Genomic DNA, 22,608 nt, shown 5'->3' with positions numbered 1-22,608 from the left:
GATATGGACGAAAAGCTTAAAATTAAAATATCAATAGCCGACAGGGTTTATCCGTTAACGGTAGATCCCTCTCAAGAAGAAGGACTTCGAAGTGCTTCTAAAAAAATTGATAAGATGATAAAGCAATTTGAAGAAAATTACGCTGTTCGTGATAAACAAGATGTTTTGGCAATGTGTGCCCTACAATTTGCTTCACAAACAGAACAAAAACAAATTGATAACGCCATTGATGGAGAAGCAACCATTGAAAGAATTAAAAAAATCAATGCTGTTTTAGATCAATATCTCGACAAATAAACGTTCTTTACAAAAACTAAGATACTGCCTACATTAGTTCACATTTGGTAAACTCAACACTAACAATTTAGAATGAGCAAATCATCACTACTAAAGCATGCCACGCTTCGGCGAGGAAACTTGAACAGTGAGTTAGCTCAAAACTTGTCTTTTCGAGTTTATTCAAGCAATTAATGTAGGCTTTTTTTATATATAAATTTTAACAAACATGGACAACATATTAACGATTATTATTGCAGGAATTATAGGTATTGTAGCGGGTTTTGCAATCGCCAAATTAATAGAAAAAAGCAATATCTCTAACTTAATTAAAAATTCTAAAAAAGAAGCAGCATCTATCCTAAGAGACGCAAACCTTGAAGCAGAAAACATAAAGAAAGATAAAATACTTCAAGCCAAAGAAAAATTTATCGAGTTAAAGTCTGAACACGAACAAGTAATTTTATCCCGCGATAAAAAAGTAGCTGAAATAGAAAAAAGAGTACGTGATAAGGAATCCCAAATTTCTAATGAATTATCAAAAGCAAAGAAAGTAAATGACGATTTTGAATCTAAAACTGCTGAGTTTACTGCAAAAATTGAAAATTTAGATAAAAAACAAGCTGAAGTAGATCGTTTACATAAAAGCCAATTGCAACAACTAGAAGTAATTTCTGGTTTGTCTGCAGAAGAAGCCAAAAATCAATTAGTAGATGGTTTGAAAGCTGAAGCTAAAAGCTCTGCAATGTCTCATATTCAGGACACTATTGAAGAGGCTAAACTTACAGCACAACAAGAGGCTAAAAAAATCATTATTAATACCATACAACGCGTTGGTACAGAAGAAGCGGTAGAAAATTGCGTTTCTGTATTTAACATAGAATCTGATGATGTTAAAGGACGAATTATTGGCCGTGAAGGTAGAAACATTCGTGCATTAGAAGCCGCAACTGGAGTAGAAATTATTGTTGATGACACGCCAGAAGCCATTATCCTTTCTTGTTTTGACCCTGTACGTAGAGAAATTGCCCGTTTAGCATTACACAAATTAGTAACAGATGGTCGTATTCACCCAGCGCGAATTGAAGAAGTAGTTGCTAAAACGGCTAAACAAATTGACGATGAAATTATTGAAGTAGGAAAACGTACTGTGATCGATTTAGGAATTCACGGATTACATCCCGAATTAATAAAAGTAGTGGGCCGTATGAAATATCGTTCATCTTACGGACAAAATTTATTACAACACTCTCGCGAAGTATCTAAACTTTGTGGAATTATGGCAGCCGAACTTGGTTTAAACGTTAAACTGGCTAAAAGAGCTGGTTTATTGCACGATATAGGTAAAGTGCCGGATGCAGAAAGTGATTTACCTCACGCTTTATTAGGAATGCAATGGGCTGAGAAATATGGTGAAAAAGAAGAAGTTTGCAACGCTATTGGAGCGCATCACGATGAAATCGAAATGAAATCTTTACTATCACCAATAGTACAAGTTTGTGATGCGATTTCTGGAGCAAGACCAGGCGCAAGAAGACAAGTCTTAGACTCTTATATTCAACGTTTAAAAGACTTAGAAGAAGTTGCTTACGGTTTTAGCGGCGTTAAAAATGCTTATGCAATTCAAGCTGGTAGAGAACTACGTGTTATTGTAGAAAGCGAAAAAGTTTCAGATGATAATGCGGCTACCTTATCTTTTGATATATCACAAAAAATACAAACAGAAATGACGTATCCAGGGCAGGTTAAAGTAACAGTAATTCGTGAAACAAGAGCTGTGAATATTGCTAAATAAATTATAATTTCATTTATTGAAACTTAAAAATTCCAAATCCCAGTCAAATGGTTTTTGGAATTTTTATTTTCTAGGATGATAGGTATTCATCACTTCTTTTAAAAACCTACGATCCAGATGCACATAAATCTCTGTAGTTGTAATAGACTCATGCCCTAACATCAATTGAATAGACCGCAAGTCGGCACCATTTTCTAAAAGATGTGTAGCAAAAGAATGACGGAATGTATGAGGACTGATTGTTTTATTTAAATTCACTACTACAGCTAAGTTTTTAATAATAGTAAATATCATAGCACGCGTTAACTGTCTTCCTCTGCGATTTAAAAATAAAGTATCCTCAAATCCTTTTTGTATAGTAACATGATTTCTACTCGTTTCTCTATACATCTGAATGTAATTTTGTGTAATTTCACTTATTGGAACGAACCTTTGTTTATTTCCTTTACCCGTTATTTTGATAAAACCTTCTTCAAAAAATAAATCTGAATTTTTTAATGTTATAAGTTCAGAAACACGAAGTCCACAACCATAAAGAGTTTCTAGCATAGCACGGTTGCGCTCTCCTTCATTAGAATTCAGATTAATAGCCTCAATAAGCGTATCTATTTCCTCTACGGTTAATGTATCTGGAAGTTTACGACCCGTTTTAGGAGAATCTATAAGCTCTAAAGGGTTATCAACTCGCAAATCTTCAAATATTAAGTAATCAAAAAAACTCTTAAGACCTGAAATTATTCTGGCTTGAGAACGTGGATTAACTTCTTTTGAAACACTATAAATAAATTGTTGCAAGGTTTCTTCCTTAATTGCAATTGGTGAAATTTCGATTTCGTTCTGATTTAGAAAAAGACAAAGTCGCTCTATATCATAGGAATAATTTTCAAGTGTATTTTTAGACAAACCTCTTTCGATTCTTAAATACGACTGATATTTCTTTATGTACTTTTTCCAATCCATAAATACAAAGAAACACTTTTTTTAAGGCATAAAAAAACCTCTCAGTTGAGAGGTTTTTAAAATAATTTCTAGGAAAATTAGAATTTAAAATTCATTCCTACATTAAGTGAAGAAAATGATCCACCATCAACAGAAATTCCTTTATATCCTAAATAAACTTCTACTTTTTCAGTTTGGAAACCAAATTTTGGTTGGTAGTATACACCACCATTACCATCACCTTTACCAACATTAACAGCATACCCTAAATCTGCACCTAAAAATAGGTTGTCAGCTACAGAAAATTGAGCTGTTGCTGCTACAGGTACAAAACTAGCAGTTGGTGTTTTTGTTTCTATTGAACCAAATGGGCCCAAATCAACTGTTGTTGTTTTACCCAAATAAGCACTATAACCAGTAGTAGCTCCAACTTTAAAACCATCTGCTACATTCCATAAATAAGCAACATCTGCACCTACGTTTAAAGAATACGCATCTTTGATATCCCCCATTGGCAAACCAACATGAGCACCAATCTTAAACTGACCTTCTTGTGCATTTGCAAAACCAAATGCCATAACTGCTACAGCAGCTAAAATAATTTTTTTCATTTTATTTTTTTTAAATTTAATAGGCCAAATATATAATTAATCTTGTTAATTTTTCAATTAACTCTGTTAAAAAATAATTATATTTTATCGTTATTAAACCTAGAAAGAAAAAACTAATTCTTTCTATTGAAACAAATTATGATAAAAAAGAGATAAAACAACATTAAAATAGTGATTTTAGAAATAGAAAAAACACAATAATTTTAAGTTTATAGAGTTTTAATCTCGAATCGAAATTTTAATAAATAAAAAAACAAATTATGAAAAAAATAATCATCTTAGCAGCTGTATTAACATTCAGTTTTACAGCTTTACATGCACAAGCTGTCAAATTTGGATTTAAAGCAGGGTTGAATTACGCCAATCAAACCGGAAGTGATATTACAGTAAATAGCAAAAATTACAAAACAGACGCTATAACTACTTATCATGTAGGTTTGCTAGTAGAATTAAAACTAACAGATGGTTTTGCAATACAGCCAGAATTATTATATTCCACTGAAGGCGCTACCTACAAAAATGCCATTGAAGATTTTAAAAATGAATTAGGTTATTTGTCTATACCAGTAATGGCTAAAATAAGCTTAAATAAAGCCATTAGTTTAGATCTTGGTCCACAAGCTTCATTTTTAGTAAGTGAAAAAAATAAATTTGATGCAAAAAATGCAGAAACTTTTGACTTTGGCTTAGCTGGTGGATTAAGTTTAAACATTACTGAAAACTTTTTTCTGCAAGGACGTTATGTATTAGGACTTACAGATGCTTCGAAAGAGGCTCAAGTTAAGAACTCAGTACTTCAAGTTTCAGCAGGTTTTAAATTCTAATAAAAAATATTTAAATATAGATAAAACCGTTACATAATTTGTAACGGCTTTTTTTTATCGATAACAGTAATAATCCTCTAATTTTATTAATAATGCTCTTTATTAAAGAGTAATTTTTTAATGAAATAAATTTGATAAAAATTAAGGAATAACTTTTAGAAAATAGTTTCAAGCAAGTTTTTAGTATGTTTCAGAATACAACTAATTCTTTAATACTGATGATTAAATGGAATTTCAGATATAAAAAAAATGATTCAAATTACATTATAGGATGCAACTATTTATGAATTTAAAAATTATTTGAATTACTTTTTGAAAGATTAATCGTGTAAATAAAAAAAAACATGAAATTAGATTAAAAAAGAAATCAATACCAGTAACCTTATGTGTTATAAATCAATGATTTAAAAATAATATAGTATTTTACTTTCAAAAAATTGAAGATTTAACATTAAAAAGTAATAAAAATAAGATCTTTATATCTACCTTTGCAAAAATTTTGCACAGAGCAAAAGTTATCAAATAACAAAAATTAATAATTAAGATGAAAAAGATTTTTTTAATCGCAGTAGGATTTTTCGCTTTTCAAGCAGCTAACGCACAAGAAGATGCTTCTTACAAACCAACAACTGGTACACTTACAACTGAAGTACTTTTAACTGGTGGATTAAACGCAGCTAATTTTGATTTAAATGGTGGTGGTGTGAAATTCAGATATTTCTTAAAAGATGATTTAGCTTTTAGAGTTGGTTTAGGTTTGGATAATGAAAAAACTGAAGCTATTGCTGGTACACTTACAACTACTAAAAAAACAGCAGCAAACACAGTAAAATTAGGTGTTGAAAAGCATTTTGCTGGAACAAACAGATTGTCTACTTATGGTGGAGCTGATTTAATGTTAGGTTTTGGAAAAAACACTACAGATGCTATTTTTGACAATGGGAACTACAATAAATCTGAACAAAAAAGTTCAGGATTTGGAGTTGCAGTTTTTACTGGTGCAGATTACTACATCGTTAAAAAAGTATACTTAGGAGTTGAAGCTGGATTAAGCTTTATGACTGAAAATTTAAAAGATGCTAAAAATTCAACAAAAGTTGGTAACGTTACAAACACTACAACTACTCCAGGTAGTAAAGGGAACACGTTAGCTACTGATGTTTTTGGTGGAGTTAGACTTGGATACCAATTCTAGTCCTAACAATCATTATATTAAATCCCGTTCTGAAAATTCAGAACGGGATTTTTTTTATATAAACAATTAATATCCTCCTAAGAAAAAAAGATTAGACATTATTCATAATTAAAGCAGGAACAATTAATAGAGATTACAATTTAGATCTTAACTTTATTTAACATTCTAAAAATGCTACTTAATTCATTAAGGAATCAATGTTTCAAAAAATATTTTTTTTAGTAATGAAGATATTTTTTTTTACTTTTACAAGAAACACTTTCTATGAAAATATGCATTATCAACGGACCCAATTTAAACTTGTTAGGAAAACGCGAGCCAGCCGTTTACGGAAACCAAACTTTTGAAGAATATTTTACAATGCTTCAAATACAATTTCCAACTATTGACTTCTCTTATTTTCAGAGTAATATTGAGGGCGAATTGATCGATAAAATTCAAGAGTACGGATTTTCATTTGATGGTATTATACTGAATGCTGGAGCCTATACCCATACTTCTATTGGAATAGGTGACGCTGTAAAATCAATTACAACTCCAGTTATAGAAGTCCACATTTCTAATACTTTTTCTCGCGAAAGCTTCAGACATCAATCTTACATTTCTGGAAATGCCAAAGGTGTTATTCTAGGCTTTGGTTTAAAAAGTTACCAATTAGCAATTCAATCTTTTTTATAAATTATTACTTATAAAATACAATAAATTATTAAAATAAAATTAGATCTTTTTTCAAAATTAAGGTAGAATTTTGCTTTAATCATTAGGTTCTACATGAATTAGCACATGGCATAATTCTGGTATTCTTTCTCGTAATGTGTCTTTTAATTTATGAGCAAGGAAATGCCCTTCTTTAACCGTAATTGTAGAATCTACAGTTGCATGCAAATCAACATGATATTGCATTCCGGCTTTTCTAATAAAACACTTTTCAGTATCAATAATTCCTTCAACTTCTAAGGAGACAGCTCTAATTTGAATAATTAGATCATCATATAAATGCTCATCCATTATTTCGCCTAATGCAGGTCTAAATATCTGATAACTATTATACAAAATAAAACCAGATGCAAATAGTGCTGCCCAATCATCAGCAGCTTCATATCCTTTACCTAAAAATAAAGCAATTGAAATTCCTAGAAAAGCTGCCACAGAAGTTATGGCATCACTACGATGATGCCAAGCGTCAGCTCTAAGAGACGAACTATTGGTTTGCACGCTTCTTTTCATGACTACTCTAAAAGAATATTCTTTCCAAATAATAATGCCTCCAAGAACGATTAACGTCCAAGGTTTCGGCAACTCATGTGGCGTCTGAATGTTTATAATGCTTTCGTAAGCAATAATTGTAGCCGAAGTGATTAAAAAACCGACTACCAAAAAAGTTATTAGTGGCTCTGCCCTTCCGTGTCCATACGGATGATTTTTATCTGCTGGTCTACTAGAATATTTAATTCCAAACAATACTAAGAAAGAAGCAAAAATATCAGTAGTTGATTCAATTGCATCTGCAATCAAAGCATAAGAATTTCCAAAAAAACCAGCCAAACCTTTAATAATGGCCATACAAGTGTTCCCAATGATACTAAAATAGGTAGCCTTTATTGCAGTTTGTTCGCTTGACATGCTTTTATTATGTGAGGTATTAAAACTAAAATCGTTTAAGTAAACCGAATTCGATTTTAAATTCAAATTCTATAGGTTTACTTAAACGAAATTTTATATAATTAATGTTATTTAGGCACGAATAATCTGTGCTCCAATAGCTCTCAATCGTTCATCTATTAGTTCATATCCTCTATCGATTTGTTCAATATTTTGAATAGTACTCGTTCCTTTTGCCGAAAGCGCCGCTATTAATAATGAAATCCCAGCGCGAATATCCGGAGATGACATTGTAGTTGCTTTTAATTGTGATTTAAAATCATGGCCCATAACTACAGCACGATGCGGATCGCACAACATAATTTTAGCTCCCATATCAATTAATTTATCAACGAAAAACAATCTGCTTTCAAACATTTTTTGATGAATTAAAACATCTCCTTTTGCCTGAGTTGCTACTACAAGAACTATGCTCAATAAGTCTGGCGTAAATCCAGGCCAAGGTGCATCTGAAATAGTTAATATAGAACCATCAATATCCGTTTTTACTTCATACCCATTTACGTGAGCAGGAATGTAAATATCATCTCCTCTGCGTTCTAATGTAATCCCTAATTTTCTAAATGTATTCGGAATTAATCCTAGATTATCCCAGCTTACATTTTTGATAGTGATTTCTGATTTTGTCATAGCTGCTAGACCAATCCAACTTCCTATTTCAATCATATCAGGAAGAATTCGGTGTTCACAACCTCCCAAACGCTCTACTCCTTCAATTGTCAACAAGTTAGATCCTACGCCAGTAATTTTAGCACCCATAGAATTTAACATTTTGCACAACTGTTGTAAATAAGGCTCACAAGCAGCGTTATATACTGTAGTCATTCCTTTTGCCAGAACAGCTGCCATAACAATATTAGCAGTTCCAGTTACCGATGCTTCATCGAGTAACATACTCGCACCTGTTAATCCTTCTGGAGCTTCTACACCATAAAAATGATCTTCTCTGTTGTATCTAAATTTAGCACCAAGATTAATAAATCCTTCAAAATGGGTGTCCAATCTTCTGCGACCAATTTTATCTCCTCCAGGTTTTGGAATATATCCTTTACCGAAACGTGCTAAAAGTGGCCCAACAATCATAATTGAACCTCTCAACGAGCCGCCTTCTTTCTTAAATGCTTCTGTTTCTAGGTAACTCATATTCACTTCATCTGCTTGAAAAATATAAGAACCTGAACCATTTTTTTGGGTTTTAACGCCCAAATTACCCAAAAGAGTGATTAGTTTATTAATATCGATAATATCAGGAATATTATTAATAATTACTTTCTCAGGTGTCAAAAGAACAGCACACAATATTTGCAAAGCTTCATTTTTTGCTCCTTGTGGTGTAATTTCACCTTTTAGACTAATACCGCCTTCTATTTTAAAAATTCCCATTTTTTTTAAGGTTATGAGTTTATTGTTTAAGGCATTATATTACTACTTAAATTAAGAGTGATTTTTGCCTAAACTGTGTTACAAAGGTTTTCTATTTTGATTTTTATGCGTTGGATTAGGTTTACCCGTTTTTGAATTCTTATTACTTAGAATTTTAGGCTGACCTACCGGTAAAATTTTATTAGAAACTCGTTTATTAGTTCTCAATAAATCTGTGGTATTCAATAACTCCTCACTACTTTGAAGCAAATTCAATTTCCCATCAGAGAGCTCGTATAAATGTTCAAAAATCACATCGTCTTTAACAGTGTCTTTGTTCCAACTTAAATAAGATTTCTTCATGTGATTGGCAATCACTTTGACCAAAGCACTTTTCATATCTCCATCTTCCCATTTATTTGCCACATCAATCATGTATTTTATGTTATTACCATAATACCTGTATTTTGGGAAATTTTGTGGGTAATTTAAAACATCTGGTTTGAGTTGTAAAACTTCACGAGATGGAATTGGATAAGGAGAATCTGCCACTAATTTAAAATCAGACATTATAAAAAGCTGATCCCATAATTTATGCTGAAAATCAAGAACATCACGCAAATGAGGATTCAAACTTCCCATAACTTGTATAATGTATTTGGCCGCTTTGTTGCGCTCTACATCATCTTTTATTTGAGTTGCTTGATCAATCAATTTTTGCAAATGTCTACCGTATTCTGGAATAATTAAATGCGATCGCTCTGCATTGTATTCCAAATGATGAACAATATCATTTGCATTTTCTTTAATGTACTTTGAATTCATATTGGAATTTATGTTTTTTATTCAACTGACTTTTGAAACGATTTATGAATTAAAATCGGTTATGCCAATTAAATCATCTTAATTATTTAAAGGGAAATGATACCTTCAATAGTTGAAACTTCTAGATATTTATCTACTATCTCTTGAGAATCTTTCATAGTAACATCAACAGAAATACTAGTGAATTTTCCAGTTTTAGATTTTTTGGTATTGATAACTGCGCCCATGCAATCAAAAGCAGCTTCTACACGCGCTATATTATCATTTTCTGTAGGTACAATAAATTTGAATAAATAGATTGCTGGCCAAGTATTACTCAAATCCAACTCTACTTTTAACCTATCATAGAACTCTTTAGTCTTGTTATCCATAGTGTTTTTAAAATATTAGCAAAGATACTGTTTCAAACCTATATTATGAATTTTGAAATATAATTTTTTAACTAATCCCATTTAAAACAAATGATTTTTTCAAATTCCAATTAGTTTAAGTAAATTTGCGCCTTATTTTTTAAAAGTGCAAACAAAAATCATAGTTATTATTGGCGGTCCTGGAACAGGTAAATCTACTATTATCGACGGATTAGTCGCGAAAGGATATTGTTGCTATCCCGAAATTTCTCGGGAAGTTACTTTGGAAGCAAAAAAACAAGGAATTGAACAGTTGTTTTTAGAAAAACCTTTATTATTCAGCGAATTATTGCTGGAGGGTAGAAAAAAACAATTCGTAAATGCCTACAATGAATCGCATGATGTGGTATTTATAGACAGAGGAATTCCTGATGTGCTGGCCTACATGCACTATATCGGTGATAGTTATCCGGCTAGCTTTGATACTGCGTGCCGAGAACATACTTACTCTAAAATTTTTATTCTTCCACCATGGGAAGAAATTTACATCAGTGACGAAGCGCGTTATGAAAACTTTGAACAGGCAAAATTGATCAATACCCATCTTATAGAAACCTATAAAAATTACGGTTATGAATTAATAGAAGTTCCAAAAGACACCATGGATAACAGAATTATTTTTATATTAGATGAAATTTCTAAATAATCTAACTTTCTTAGTTATTTATGTTTTAAGGTTTTTTTAAAGGAACTGAAATCTGTACTATATGCCCGAAGCACTAGCCTTACTCCAAAAGTATTGGAAACACGACAAATTTAGATCGCTTCAAAAAGAAATTATCACAGCTGTTTTAGACGGTAATGATACTTTTGCTTTAATGCCAACTGGAGGCGGAAAATCTATTTGTTTTCAGATTCCGGCTTTAATGAATGATGGAATATGCTTAGTCATTTCGCCATTAGTTGCGCTGATGAAAGATCAGGTTGCAAATTTGCAAAAGCGCAATATAAAAGCAATTGCATTAACTGGCGCCATACGTTCCGAAGAATTAATCGATTTACTAGACAATTGCCAGTTTGGTAATTATAAATTCTTGTATTTATCTCCAGAAAGATTACAATCAGATTGGATTTTAGAACGTATAAAATCTTTACCTATAAATCTAATTACTATTGATGAAGCGCATTGCGTTTCACAATGGGGTCATGATTTTCGCCCCGCTTACTTAAAAATTTCAGCACTAAAAAAACATTTTCCAAAAACACCTTTTTTAGCCCTTACAGCAACCGCAACTCCAAGAGTTAAAAAAGACATTATCAGTGCGTTAGGATTACACGAGCCAAAACTATTTGAAAAATCATTTGCAAGAGAGAATATCGCCTACATGGTTTTTGAAGTGGAAGATAAACTTTTTAGGATAGAACAAATTCTTAAAAAAAACCCACAACCTTCTATAATTTATGTTCGAAACAGAAAATCATGTTTAGACATCTCCTCACAATTGCAATCTTTAGGATTTAAAGCTACCTATTATCACGGTGGACTTTCGTCTAAAGAAAAAGACAAGAACATGCAATTATGGATGAATGAAGAAGTTCAGGTTATTGTAGCAACAAACGCCTTTGGAATGGGGATTGACAAAGCCAATGTAAAAGCAGTTATCCATATTCAATTACCCGAAAATATGGAGAATTATTACCAAGAAGCAGGACGTGCAGGCCGAAATGGAGAAAGAGCTTTTGCAGTATTGCTAACTAGTTCCTCGGATATTATCCAAGCTGAAAGTCAATTTATAAATGTACTTCCAGATAAAAAATTTTTAAATTCAGTTTACATCAAGCTTAACAATTATTTTCAAATTGCTTATGGAGAAGGAATCAATGAGCAGTTTACTTTTAATTTGCATCACTTTTGTTTAAAATATGAATTTCCTACCCTAAAAACCTATAACGCATTGCAATTTCTTGACCGTCAAGGAATCATCACTTTATCACAGGAATTTTCAGAAAAAATAACTTTACAGTTCCTTATTCCGTCCAAAGAAGTAATTCGATACATGAGTTTAAATCAAAATGATGAAGAAATTATTTTGGCTATTCTACGAACCTATCCTGGAATTTACGAAATGCAAACGGCTTTTAACTTACAATTAATTGCAAAAAAATCGAATCATAAAGAATCTCAAGTATTAGCTGTTTTACATAAATTGAAAGAAAAAGATATCATAGCATTTCATTCTAAAAATAATGATGCTACTATAGTGTTTAATGAAGTTCGAGAAGATGAGAGAACTATCAGTAGGGTTTCTAAACACTTAGAAAACCAAAATCAGTTAAAAAAAGAGCAACTTCAAGCGGTAGTTCATTATATTAACGAGAAATCAGTTTGTAAAAACAAATTGATTTTAGATTATTTTGGAGAAAAAACAATGGTGAATTGTGGTATTTGCTCGTATTGCATCACTAAGAAAATTCAGAAAAAAGATTTTACATCTCTTGGTAAAGAAATAATTCAATTATTACAATCGGAAGATTTAAATTCAAGAGAAATTCAAAATAAGACTAAAAATAGTCCAGAGGAAGTTATATTTGTACTTCAAGATCTATTAGAAAATAACACAATTTTGGTAAAGCCAAATAACAAATACACATTAAAATCATAATGGAAAAATTACGAATTGTATTTATGGGTACTCCAGAATTTGCAGTAGGAATTCTAGATACTATACTTAAAAACAACTATGAAGTTGTAGGGGTTATTACCGCGGCAGACAAACCTGCTGGCCGTGGACAAAAAATAAAATATTCAGCAGTAAAAGATTACGCCTTAGCCAATAACCTCCCTTTATTACAACCTACAAACTTAAAAGACGAGGGTTTTTTATCCGAATTAAAAGCGCTACAAGCCAATTTACAAATTGTAGTCGCCTTTAGAATGTTACCAAAGGTAGTTTGGGAAATGCCTTCACTAGGAACATTTAACCTTCACGCCTCACTACTTCCTAATTATCGCGGTGCAGCACCCATAAATTGGTCAATTATAAATGGTGAAACAAAAACTGGAGTAACTACTTTTTTTATAGATGATAAAATTGATACTGGCGCAATGATTTTGAGTTCCGAATTAGCGATTCAGGAATCAGAAAGTGCAGGTAATTTGCATGATAGACTTATGGAACTAGGAAGTCATACGGTTATTGACACTTTAAAATTAATTGAAAAAGGAAATGTAGCAACTATCATTCAGAAAGAAGACTCGGATATTAAAACAGCCTACAAACTCAATAAGGAAAACTGCAAAATTGATTGGACAAAATCTGCATTAGAAATTAATAATCTAATTAGAGGTTTAAGTCCATATCCTAGTTCTTGGTGCTTTTTTGCAGATAAAAACGAAGAGTGGAACGTAAAAATATACGAAGCTAATCTTATTAACGAGGAACACCAGTACGCTATCGGAAGCATAATTTGCACTAAAAAAGAAATGAAAATTGCAGTTAAAGATGGATTTATTCAAATTTTACAATTACAATTTCCAGGAAAGAAGAAAATGAGCACTTCAGAATTACTGAATGGAATATCATTTTCTGAAGAGGCAAAAGTGCACTAAAGTCAATAAAAATGGGATTTTTTTAACTTTATTAAGAAAAAAAGCATTCATTTATCAACAAAAAAAATAAGTTATCAACAAAATAAATTAAATTAACACAAAACGCTTGCAAGGAACGTATTTCCTACTAAATTTGTGTATTAACAATTTGTATAACCAACAATTAATAACTATTTATTATGAACAAATCAGAATTAATCGATGCTATCGCTGCTGATGCAGGAATTACAAAAGCTGCAGCAAAATTAGCTTTAGAATCATTTTTAGGAAATGTAGGAGAGACTTTGAAAAAAGGTGGAAGAGTATCTTTAGTAGGTTTCGGATCATGGTCTGTTTCTGCTAGAGCTGCTAGAGATGGTAGAAATCCTCAAACAGGAAAAACTATTCAAATTGCTGCTAAAAATGTAGTTAAATTTAAAGCAGGAGCTGAATTAGAAGGTGCAGTAAACTAATTCTATTCGCTTCTATATAATCTAAACCTTCCATATGGAAGGTTTTTTTATACTTTTTAACGATTTTATTTGGCAGTATTATAATAAAAAACTTAAATTTATTAAAAAATAAAATCCTATGATTACAGATAAATTAAAAAAAGGCCACTTACTTATTGCAGAACCAACAATAATAGGTGATTTATCATTCAATAGATCAGTGATTTTATTAGCTGACTATAATGAAGAAGGATCTGTTGGTTTTATAATCAACAAGCCCTTAAAATATACCATTCATGATTTAATTCCAGAGATTGATGCGCGTTTTAAAATTTATAATGGCGGCCCAGTAGAACAAGACAACCTTTATTTTATACATAACATTCCAGATTTAATTCCGAACAGTATTGAAATTTCTAATGGTATTTATTGGGGAGGTGATTTCGAATCTACCAAAGAACTTATCAATAGAGGAGAAATCAGTAATGACAATATTCGTTTCTTTTTAGGCTATACAGGATGGCATGAAAAACAATTAGAAAGCGAAATGGAAAGTCACTCATGGATCATCAACTCCAATAGATATGAAAATAAAATAATAGGCAAATCTGCGACTCATTTTTGGAAAGAACAAATCAAAGAATTGGGTGGAGAATATCTTATATGGCTAAATGCGCCTGAAAATCCTTATTTAAATTAACTAGCGCTTATCATTTCATTAAGTTTCCCTAATAACTGCGTTGCTCTATTGATTACAAAACTCTTCTTACGATATTTAGTTATCGGTTGAATTCCTTTTATAACATTAGTCACAAATAATTCATCTGCTTTTTGTAGATCAAATGGAGAAATAATCTCTTCTAAAACCTCTAACCCTTCTATTTTTTTTGCTAAGACAAGTATTTGTTTTCTCATAATTCCGTTCAAACAACCCTCAGAAATTGGCGGTGTAATCAACTTATTACCCAATACCATAAATACATTTCCTTGTAGTGCCTCAACAACATTTTTACTATCATTTAATAACAAACAGTTATCTAAACTATTTTCATCAGCAAATATGCTTCCTGTAATATTAATGATTTTATTAGTTGTTTTAATTGACGAAAGTAGCTGTTTTGTAATATAAAAATCTTTGTACAAATCTACTTCATAATGCTCTTTTTCGATAAAATATAACCTATTCTCTAGTACTGACGTATGAATTATAAAGGATACTGTATTATTTTGTGGCAAATAATATCCGCCGTCATTTCTATAAACAGTAATTCTGGCTCGAGAAGAATTACCAAAATTATTTTCGCTTGAAGTTAAAAGAATTTGTTGTTCAAAATATTCCATTGTAAAATTCATAGGAATCTCCATTCTAACAACTCGCATCGAAGCCATTAATCTAAAATAATGATCTTCAAGAAAAAGAATTTTATTGTTTACAATTTTAACTGTTTCGAACACACCGTCACCATATAAAAAAGCACGGTTATGAGTTAGTACATTGGTATCCTGTGATACAATAGATCCATTAAAATTAATCATAAAAAAAGCCCTAAATAATATTCAGGGCAAATATAAGTCATAAAATATGATTTTACTATACAGAACCAATTAGATGTTTTAAATCTGAAATTTGATTTTCCCAAAGTAAAGTAGCTTCTTCGAGTTCGTCTTTTTCTGCAAAATCGACTACCATTAAAGAAACGTCTTTTGTAAGCTCATCTACTAAGATGTGCAATTCAAAAAAGTACTCTGTATCTTTTCCTTTATCATCTACCCACTTAAATTTTACTTTTTCACCTGTTTTCTTAGAAGCTAATCTAGCCTTTTCCTCAGAATCATTCCAAATAAAAGTAAAAAATTCACCACGAGAATTAACATTGTCGGCAAACCATTCCGACAAACCTGAAGGAGTGGATATATATTGATACAATAATTGAGGCGAAGAATTTATAGGAAACTCGATTTCGTAACGTACTTTCTGATCCATGAGATGCTTTTAATTTTTCCGAAATATATAGAATATAACTACAAAAAAAAAACATTTACAAAAATATTTTTTTTTCTTCAAAATATGTTTGCACGCTCTAATATAATTTATATATTTGCACCCGCATTCAAGGACAACAAAACTTGAATATTTGGCGAGGTAGCTCAGTCGGTTAGAGCGCAGGATTCATAACCCTGAGGTCACGGGTTCAACTCCCGTCTTCGCTACGAAAACAAACCCTTAAACAACAACTGTTTAAGGGTTTTTTATTTTAGAAAATTCCCTTAAAAACTAGACCTCATCTAAGAGGAGTGACGTGGGGGAGTGACGTTTTTCGTTTTAAAGACTTGTTTTTTTTTAGTAATATTAATTCAATTAAAGACAGATTTTTTGTAGCTAACCAAAACTTTTTCAGGATTTTTTTGATTGAATACACACAGACAATTCCTATCTGGATTATAATAAAACATCGAATTACTCAATATTCTGTACTCACATTTATTTCAAGCAATACTTTTATACACCATGTATATGCAAAAGAATGCAATTTCTTTTCAAATAAATTATTTCAGAAGCTAAAAAAGAACAAAATCTAAATATTATAGAACACCTTAAGATTTCCCTAAGGTTAAGAGGTATAAAAAAATTACTTGATTCATATAAAAGTATACATAAAAGGCTAATATCCAAATCATTTTTGTATATTATTGTACATTAATTCTTTGTTAAAGAAAAGTAATCTGCGCTGATCTACTCTATTAAAATCCTAATTATATATCAAGTTTTGTAAACAAAATTCAGTTTTCCATATCAGTAAAAGTTCTTATGATAGCGATTGTCAGTTCCTTAAAATTAATAATCATACCCAAGAAACTCTAAAAGAAAGAGAGGTTCAAAAACCTACTAATCAATTATCGTCTTTTGTGGCAGCTTCTGCCATTAGTAGTTGAGAAATAAAGCCCTTTGGAGGTATTTGCCAACAGCTATTTTCCCACATCGGTTAAATCATTGAATTGATCATATGAAGATCCAAAATAACGGGTGTGCCATGAACTTCCCTAAGTGGTTGAGTATTCAATTTTATTACTTTGTTTAGGGCAAATTCTAATTAATTCACCGTCTTTGCTAATCATTTGTGACATAGTAGTTGTTTTTTTTAAAGGTTAAAATTCAAATATATTGCTAGGCTATACCAAAAGGCGACAGTTAAAATCCAATTTTAGTAGTAACACTACTTTTCTCCCATTTCTCGGAATCGCAAAAAGAGATAATTTTTTCGAAAGTTAATTTGTTACCCAAGACCACTTCTTCCATGATACATTTACGGGCAATGTTTCCCATTTCACCACCTGAGAAATTATAACTATTAGCCAAATGAATTGCTTCTTTAGAAGTTATTGTCGGTAATTTATTTTTCCAAATTTTAACAGCGTTTTCTAAAGATGGTGAATCGAATTTTATCTTGAAAAGAAATCTTCTCTCAAAAGCAGGATCCAAATTAGCAACCAAATTTGACGTGGCAAACAGAATTCCATCAAAATTCTCCAGTTCCTCTAAGAGAATGTTCTGAATGGCATTTTCGGTATCGGAAACACTGGAAGAACCAGCACTTTTTCGTTTTCCTATTACGGCATCGGCTTCATTAAATAGAAGTATCGGACATACTTTTTCTTGTTTCTTGAAATCATAATAATCCGTAAATATCTTTTTAACTAGTTTTTGGCTTTCGCCAAACCACATCGATTTGGTTTCCGAGATTTCTACTTTAAATATTGGTCTTTTGTATTTCTTGGCAATTTGATATACCGTTTCTGTTTTGCCTGTTCCTGGCGCACCATAAAAAAGTACAGGCACTCCTACTGGAAGATGATTGTCTTTTAATCGTTTTTGTAAATTTGAAAATGACGAATGCGACATACTATTTACAATAGGCTCTAGCAACTGTTTTTCTAAAGGATTGTAAAACAAATTTGTTTTTTGAATTATATCTGGATAAATAAGCTTGTCACTGTTACTGTTTTTTTGAAGAAAAACAATACCTTCTAAATCGTGAAGCATTTTTATTGTCTTTACTGATAACTTTAGGTGGTGCCTGTTGGCAAATTCGTTTTTGTCTTTTTCTACCAAATTCAATTTGTTCAACTTGGTTTTTCCCAAAATAAAATTAGAAACATATTTAAATGTATCACTCTTACTATTGGTAAAATCATCCACCGTTTTTTGAAAAGCAGTATTAAAATTATTATCACCTATTGAAATGGCATCAATTATGGTATCAAAAAAAACAAAAGAATCGATAGCTTCTAAATTCTCAAACGCATAATTAACTAATGGAAATTTACGATTATCCTCCAATAATTTTTGGAATCTATATACAAAACTAGTGTAGCGAATTTCTTTTTCGTCTTTAGCATCACTTAAGATATCTAAATCTTTCAAAAAGGTATAAAAAGTATTTTCTTTAGGTTGCATTGAAATCAATTCTGTAGGGATTTTTTTATTAGAAACCAGAAATTCTAACAAATCTTTCCTTATACAATAGTCACCACGAAGCATATTTCTATGCTTCTCCTTAACTAATATATTTTTGTCAACTAAGAATTCAATATCACTCAAATGAGTTAGTAAACCAATTTTTTCTACACCTAAATAAGAAATCAATTCGTTCAACTCAATTTCGTCAAAACAGGACAAACTAATAAAACTAGAAACAAGGATACTTTGAATATCGCTAATTTGAAAATAAGCTGAAATATGACGTATTTCGGGTAGCACATCAATATATCTATCAAAATCTAACTTACCATGTTTTGAAACTTGATGAACTTTTTCTACGGCTTTTAAAATAGTAATTTCTTTGACTTTCATAATTTTGCGTTTTAGTATACTGCAAAACTAAAACGACACACTGCCAGAGTGTGTCGTAGTGAAAACATAGTCTATTATAATTTTGAAATTTAAAAATGCAAAAACTTCTACTTCTTAGAAGTAATAATTCTAAATTGGCAACTCATTCAAAATTTTCTTCTGCACTCTCCAGTCAGGCATAAATCGATTCATCAATAGAATAAAGTTTTTATTGTGCTTTCTTTCCAGTAAATGAACTAATTCGTGAATTACTATATACTCGACACATTCCAAAGGCTTTTTAGCCAATTCAATATTAAACAGCAATCGGTTGGATGCAGCAGCGCAACTACCCCATTTAGTTTTCATTTTTTGTATTTTAAAAGTCGGGCAAGTAACTTCCATTTTAGTTGCGTGAAGATCTATTAGGGTTTCTATTTTCAAACGCAACTCTTTACGATAGAAATTGTAGAGTGTTTTTTGTTTCTGCGCTACTGTAGCGTCTTTTAATGCGTGTAAAATAATTTTGGTGTGCTGTAATACTATTTTAGATCTTTTTGCTTCTACGACTTCCAATAGGTATCTCTTTCCAAAAAGCTGATGGCTTTCTTTAGTAAGATATAACTTCTCTGTTTCGCGATCTTGACTGGCAATTTTCCTTTGCTCTCTTTTTATCCAACCCAATTTAGTAGCCAAGTAAATTTTAATTTTCTCTAAATCATAAAAATCAGGAGACGACACCGTCACTTTTCCAAAAGGTGGATGCACGCTCAAGTGTAAATTTTTAATGGGTTTAAACTGAACCTCAACGGCAACTGATCCAATAATTACTTTAGTACTACTCATTAATACTCGTCTTTGTGAATTTCAATAATTTGGTAGACTTTACTAGCTAATTCATCGTCTGCAACGATATCACTGATTGCTTTCTTCACTTTACGCTGCTTCATCATATTTTCTCTAAAGCCATCTTGTTTGGCATAGTGAACCGCTTCATTACATACCATAGCCAGTTGCTCATCTTCTAACAAATGATACAACGCAACTTTTGCTTTTGAATTCAATGCTTTGGGAATATCTTCTTGCTGTCCCTTATTAACCATTTTAGTTAGTTCAGCCATTCGGATAAGATATTCTTGATAGTCTATCATTTCTCTTTTTCGAGCTTCGATTAATTCTTGTAGCAAAAGTGACATTTTATCAAAATACTTAGGATCTAGTAAATGGTCTTCCACGATTTTACTTCGCACATTATTTTCCATGATTTCAGAAACAGCTTCCTTGTTTCCTCTCACTGAAGCAGGCATAGAAGCAATTGCATCAGTCATACTCGTTTCCATCAATTCTAACAAGGAAATGTCATCAAAAGGCGTGATTTTCTCTGATTCTTCGGCTCTAATGTAAGTGTCAATTAAAAAACGCATATCGGCTTCAAACGATTTCAAATCAATTGTTTCACCACTGGCTTTTCTAATCAACTCTCTGACACTTAAATAATCTTCTAATTTGGTTTTAAATCTCAGAATACTTTTAGCATCATAGCCTGCATTTTCAAAATCAGCAGCCATGTTTGTGTAGGCTCTAATATATTCTACGATGGCTTTATATAGCGCCATACGCTTGTATTCATTGCCTTTTAATTCTTCGGCGATTTCTGTATTACCACAGAAAAAACGAATATAATTCAAATCATTTTTTGGACTATCTACATTTTCGCAAATAGCTTCCACCGTTTCCATCGCTACTTCCAATCGATCTGCTGCCGCTTTAATTCGATCTTTTAACTGAATATTTACTTCTTCATTGGTAAAGCCTTCACTATCTAATTCGGAAGTATAAACATCAATGGCATCAGTTACTTTGCCAAACAGTTCCATATAATCGACGATATAACCATAATCTTTATCATCGGTATCCAATCGGTTTACGCGACAAATAGCTTGGAATAAGGTATGATCTTGCATTTTTTTATCAATGTAAATATAAGAACAAGGCGGTGCGTCAAAACCAGTTAGTAATTTTGAAACTACAATTAGCAACTTCATCCGTGCTGGTTCTTTTCTAAACTGTTCCTTAACGTTTGATTCGTAGGTTTCTGTTTTCGATTTATTACCCTTTGGACTGACGTCTTTCAGTAAATCGGTATAAATTTTATAAATAAACTCTTTATCGGTATCGGTATCTGCTCCAGTGTCTTCAATGCTAACATCTCGCGCCATTGGATTATACGAAGTAACGACTGCACATTTATTTTTAAATTCTGTGTTCAGAAACAACGCATAATACTTAGCCGCTTCGTAAATACTAGAAGCAACTAAAATGGCATTACCCGTTTCGTGTTTTAAACGTGATTTGGTGCTGAAATCCATTAGAATGTCGGCAACAATTTTCTCCATTCTACTTTTAGAACTCAAAACATTTTGCATCGTTCCCCATTTCTTTTTGATTTCGTTTTTCTGGAAATCGTTTAAAGCAGCAGTTTTGGCTTCAAACCACTGGTCCACTTTTGCTTGAGAAGTCAAATTCTGTTCAATCGAACGTCCTTCGTACATTAAATCTTTTACTACGCCATCGACAACAGCTTCGTTGAATTTATAGGTATGAATGTAGCGACCGAAAACCTGTTGTGAAGTCTTAGCATCTTGTTTTAATAAAGGAGTTCCCGTAAAGCCAATAAAAACCGCATTGTGTAATGCCGCTTTCATGATTTCATTCAATTTTCCGCCTTGCGAACGGTGGCATTCATCTACAAATACAAAAATATCGCCTTGCGTTTGAATGGGATTGTCTTTTAATTCTTTAATAAAGGTGTCGTAATCGGTTTCGCCTTTCGATCCAAATTTATGAATCAACGAACAAATTAATCTTGGTCGCGACGATTGCAAATACATCATCAGTTCCTTCCCCGATTTGGCTTTTGCAATATCGGTTTCACCAACATCATTGAAAACTCGTTCTATTTGGTCGTCAAGTTCCGTTCTGTCGGTCATAATTGCAATGCGGGAATTTGGGATGTTTTCCAAAATCCATTTGCCCAGCATTACCATCATCAATGATTTTCCTGAACCTTGTGTATGCCAAATAATACCGCCTTCTCTGCGTTTTACAAAATCTTGCGCTTCTTTTAAACAAAAATATTGATGCGGACGAGGTAGTTTTTTAACTCCTGCATCGAAAATAACTCCATTATAAATCAAATCCAACAAACGCTCTTTGCTACAGAGTTTTTGGAGGTATTTGTCCAGTTTGTAGTCGGTATTTTCTTGTTCGTCTTCTTTCCACGACAAATAATACTTCTCTGGTGTTTCAATGGTTCCGTAGCGTAATCCTTGCGTATTGTTTCCTGCCAAAACAACTTGCGTAGTAGTAAAAAACCATTCGGAAAACTTTCCTTGTTGGTTAGAAATATTCTGTCTGATACTCTCGGCAATATCAACGGTTCCTCGTTTTAATTCTAAAATTCCAATGGCAATTCCGTTGATGTACAATACAATATCAGGTCTGCGGCTGTGTTCGGTATTATTTAAAGTAACTTCTTCTGCAATGGCAAAATCATTCTTTTCCCAATTTTGCCAGTCAATAGGGAAAACGGTATCAAACTGTTCTCCTAATTCTGGACGCGCTTTTACACCATACCGCAACAAGTTGTACATTTTTTTATTGCGTTCATACAAATTACCGCTGCTAGAATTAGCTAATTGAGCCACTTCAGCAATGGCTTTATTGACCAATGCTTCGGCATAACCTTGCTTATGCAGGAATACCTTTAAATACGTTTGCTCTACATTGCTGTTGTTGGGACGTTCTTCCCAATTGCCATAATACGTGTAGCCCAATTGCTTTGTAAACAATTGGATGATGCGGTTTTGGGTAATACGTTCTATTGGGTTGATCATG

The 22,608-nt window shown here is 32.0% G+C and carries 21 protein-coding genes and 1 tRNA gene; 11 read left to right on the top strand and 11 right to left on the bottom strand.

All coding sequences use genetic code 11. The features are described from left to right. Positions 1–3 precede the first annotated feature (3 nt). Positions 4–297: a cell division protein ZapA gene (locus tag H2650_RS12360; protein WP_121926008.1), complete on the top strand. Its 294-nt coding sequence runs from the start codon at positions 4–6 to the stop codon at positions 295–297. Positions 298–505: 208 nt separating this feature from the next. Next, entirely contained in the window at positions 506–2,071 is a 1,566-nt protein-coding gene (rny, locus tag H2650_RS12355; protein ID WP_188051127.1) for a ribonuclease Y, read from the top strand. Positions 2,072–2,134: 63 nt separating this feature from the next. Here the strand turns inward: rny and xerD are convergent, their stop codons facing one another. After that, complete coding sequence (xerD, locus tag H2650_RS12350; protein ID WP_188051126.1) at positions 2,135–3,031, bottom strand: site-specific tyrosine recombinase XerD; 897 nt, start codon at positions 3,029–3,031, stop codon at positions 2,135–2,137. 77 nt (positions 3,032–3,108) lie between these two features. Then, the gene (locus H2650_RS12345) at positions 3,109–3,621 is read right to left on the bottom strand and encodes a hypothetical protein (RefSeq protein WP_188051125.1); all 513 of its coding nucleotides are present in this window, start codon (positions 3,619–3,621) and stop codon (positions 3,109–3,111) included. 260 nt (positions 3,622–3,881) lie between these two features. Between H2650_RS12345 and H2650_RS12340 the strand changes: the two genes are divergently transcribed. The 3 genes from H2650_RS12340 to aroQ all read left to right on the top strand — a co-directional run bounded on the left by H2650_RS12340 (position 3,882) and on the right by aroQ (position 6,318). Next, on the top strand, positions 3,882–4,445 hold the full coding sequence (locus tag H2650_RS12340) for a porin family protein (RefSeq protein ID WP_188051124.1): 564 nt from the start codon (positions 3,882–3,884) through the stop codon (positions 4,443–4,445). A gap of 544 nt (positions 4,446–4,989) precedes the next feature. Then, positions 4,990–5,640, top strand: a complete 651-nt coding sequence (locus H2650_RS12335) for a hypothetical protein (protein WP_188051123.1) — start codon at positions 4,990–4,992, stop codon at positions 5,638–5,640. Positions 5,641–5,904: 264 nt separating this feature from the next. Next, positions 5,905–6,318: a type II 3-dehydroquinate dehydratase gene (gene aroQ, locus H2650_RS12330; protein WP_188051122.1), complete on the top strand. Its 414-nt coding sequence runs from the start codon at positions 5,905–5,907 to the stop codon at positions 6,316–6,318. A 75-nt stretch (positions 6,319–6,393) separates the two neighbouring features. On the opposite strand, the gene H2650_RS12325 is transcribed toward aroQ, so the two are convergent. From H2650_RS12325 to H2650_RS12310, 4 genes are all read right to left on the bottom strand, one after another. Beyond that, positions 6,394–7,263 carry a cation diffusion facilitator family transporter gene (locus H2650_RS12325; RefSeq protein WP_188051121.1) on the bottom strand — a complete coding sequence of 290 codons (870 nt, stop codon included), beginning with the start codon at positions 7,261–7,263 and terminating at the stop codon, positions 6,394–6,396. Positions 7,264–7,374: 111 nt separating this feature from the next. Continuing rightward, the gene (gene murA, locus H2650_RS12320) at positions 7,375–8,685 is read right to left on the bottom strand and encodes a UDP-N-acetylglucosamine 1-carboxyvinyltransferase (RefSeq protein ID WP_188051120.1); all 1,311 of its coding nucleotides are present in this window, start codon (positions 8,683–8,685) and stop codon (positions 7,375–7,377) included. A 78-nt stretch (positions 8,686–8,763) separates the two neighbouring features. Then, the gene (locus H2650_RS12315; RefSeq protein WP_188051119.1) at positions 8,764–9,489 is read right to left on the bottom strand and encodes a DUF4290 domain-containing protein; all 726 of its coding nucleotides are present in this window, start codon (positions 9,487–9,489) and stop codon (positions 8,764–8,766) included. 86 nt (positions 9,490–9,575) lie between these two features. Further along, positions 9,576–9,860 carry a DUF493 family protein gene (locus tag H2650_RS12310; RefSeq protein ID WP_188051118.1) on the bottom strand — a complete coding sequence of 95 codons (285 nt, stop codon included), beginning with the start codon at positions 9,858–9,860 and terminating at the stop codon, positions 9,576–9,578. Between the two features lie 145 nt (positions 9,861–10,005). Here H2650_RS12310 and H2650_RS12305 point away from each other — a divergent pair, with 145 nt between their 5' ends. The 5 genes from H2650_RS12305 (at position 10,006) to H2650_RS12285 (ending at position 14,580) form a co-directional block, all read left to right on the top strand. Then, entirely contained in the window at positions 10,006–10,545 is a 540-nt protein-coding gene (locus tag H2650_RS12305; RefSeq protein ID WP_188051117.1) for an ATP-binding protein, read from the top strand. A gap of 61 nt (positions 10,546–10,606) precedes the next feature. Continuing rightward, positions 10,607–12,502 carry an ATP-dependent DNA helicase RecQ gene (locus tag H2650_RS12300; protein WP_188051116.1) on the top strand — a complete coding sequence of 632 codons (1,896 nt, stop codon included), beginning with the start codon at positions 10,607–10,609 and terminating at the stop codon, positions 12,500–12,502. Beyond that, the gene (gene fmt, locus H2650_RS12295) at positions 12,502–13,449 is read left to right on the top strand and encodes a methionyl-tRNA formyltransferase (RefSeq protein WP_188051115.1); all 948 of its coding nucleotides are present in this window, start codon (positions 12,502–12,504) and stop codon (positions 13,447–13,449) included. Before H2650_RS12300 ends, fmt begins: the two co-directional genes overlap by 1 nt. 179 nt (positions 13,450–13,628) lie before the next feature. After that, positions 13,629–13,901 (top strand): HU family DNA-binding protein, encoded by a 273-nt coding sequence (locus H2650_RS12290; protein ID WP_026706853.1) that lies wholly within the window; start codon positions 13,629–13,631, stop codon positions 13,899–13,901. Between the two features lie 118 nt (positions 13,902–14,019). Next, entirely contained in the window at positions 14,020–14,580 is a 561-nt protein-coding gene (locus tag H2650_RS12285) for a YqgE/AlgH family protein (protein WP_188051114.1), read from the top strand. Here the strand turns inward: H2650_RS12285 and H2650_RS12280 are convergent. Both H2650_RS12280 and H2650_RS12275 read right to left on the bottom strand, forming a co-directional pair. Then, a complete protein-coding gene (locus tag H2650_RS12280; protein ID WP_188051113.1) occupies positions 14,577–15,416 on the bottom strand; it encodes an aminotransferase class IV in 840 nt (279 codons plus the stop codon). The two genes, H2650_RS12285 and H2650_RS12280, sit on opposite strands and share 4 nt — an antisense overlap. A gap of 55 nt (positions 15,417–15,471) precedes the next feature. Then, positions 15,472–15,864, bottom strand: a complete 393-nt coding sequence (locus H2650_RS12275; RefSeq protein WP_188051112.1) for an START-like domain-containing protein — start codon at positions 15,862–15,864, stop codon at positions 15,472–15,474. Positions 15,865–16,017: 153 nt separating this feature from the next. Between H2650_RS12275 and H2650_RS12270 the strand changes: the two genes are divergently transcribed. Further along, positions 16,018–16,091 (top strand) — tRNA-Met (locus tag H2650_RS12270). Positions 16,092–17,070: 979 nt separating this feature from the next. On the opposite strand, the gene H2650_RS12265 is transcribed toward H2650_RS12270, so the two are convergent. The 3 genes from H2650_RS12265 to H2650_RS12255 all read right to left on the bottom strand — a co-directional run bounded on the left by H2650_RS12265 (position 17,071) and on the right by H2650_RS12255 (position 22,607). Continuing rightward, positions 17,071–18,732 carry an ATP-binding protein gene (locus H2650_RS12265; protein WP_188051111.1) on the bottom strand — a complete coding sequence of 554 codons (1,662 nt, stop codon included), beginning with the start codon at positions 18,730–18,732 and terminating at the stop codon, positions 17,071–17,073. Positions 18,733–18,861: 129 nt separating this feature from the next. After that, entirely contained in the window at positions 18,862–19,557 is a 696-nt protein-coding gene (locus H2650_RS12260) for a M48 family metallopeptidase (protein WP_188051110.1), read from the bottom strand. Continuing rightward, positions 19,557–22,607: a type I restriction endonuclease subunit R gene (locus H2650_RS12255; protein WP_188051109.1), complete on the bottom strand. Its 3,051-nt coding sequence runs from the start codon at positions 22,605–22,607 to the stop codon at positions 19,557–19,559. The genes H2650_RS12260 and H2650_RS12255 overlap by 1 nt, the downstream gene beginning before the upstream one ends. Position 22,608 lies beyond the last annotated feature (1 nt).

The organism is Flavobacterium sp. GP15 (assembly GCF_014281985.1).
GTDB classification, from domain to species: Bacteria; Bacteroidota; Bacteroidia; order Flavobacteriales; family Flavobacteriaceae; genus Flavobacterium; species Flavobacterium pygoscelis.
This window is presented reverse-complemented; position numbering and strand designations above follow the sequence as displayed.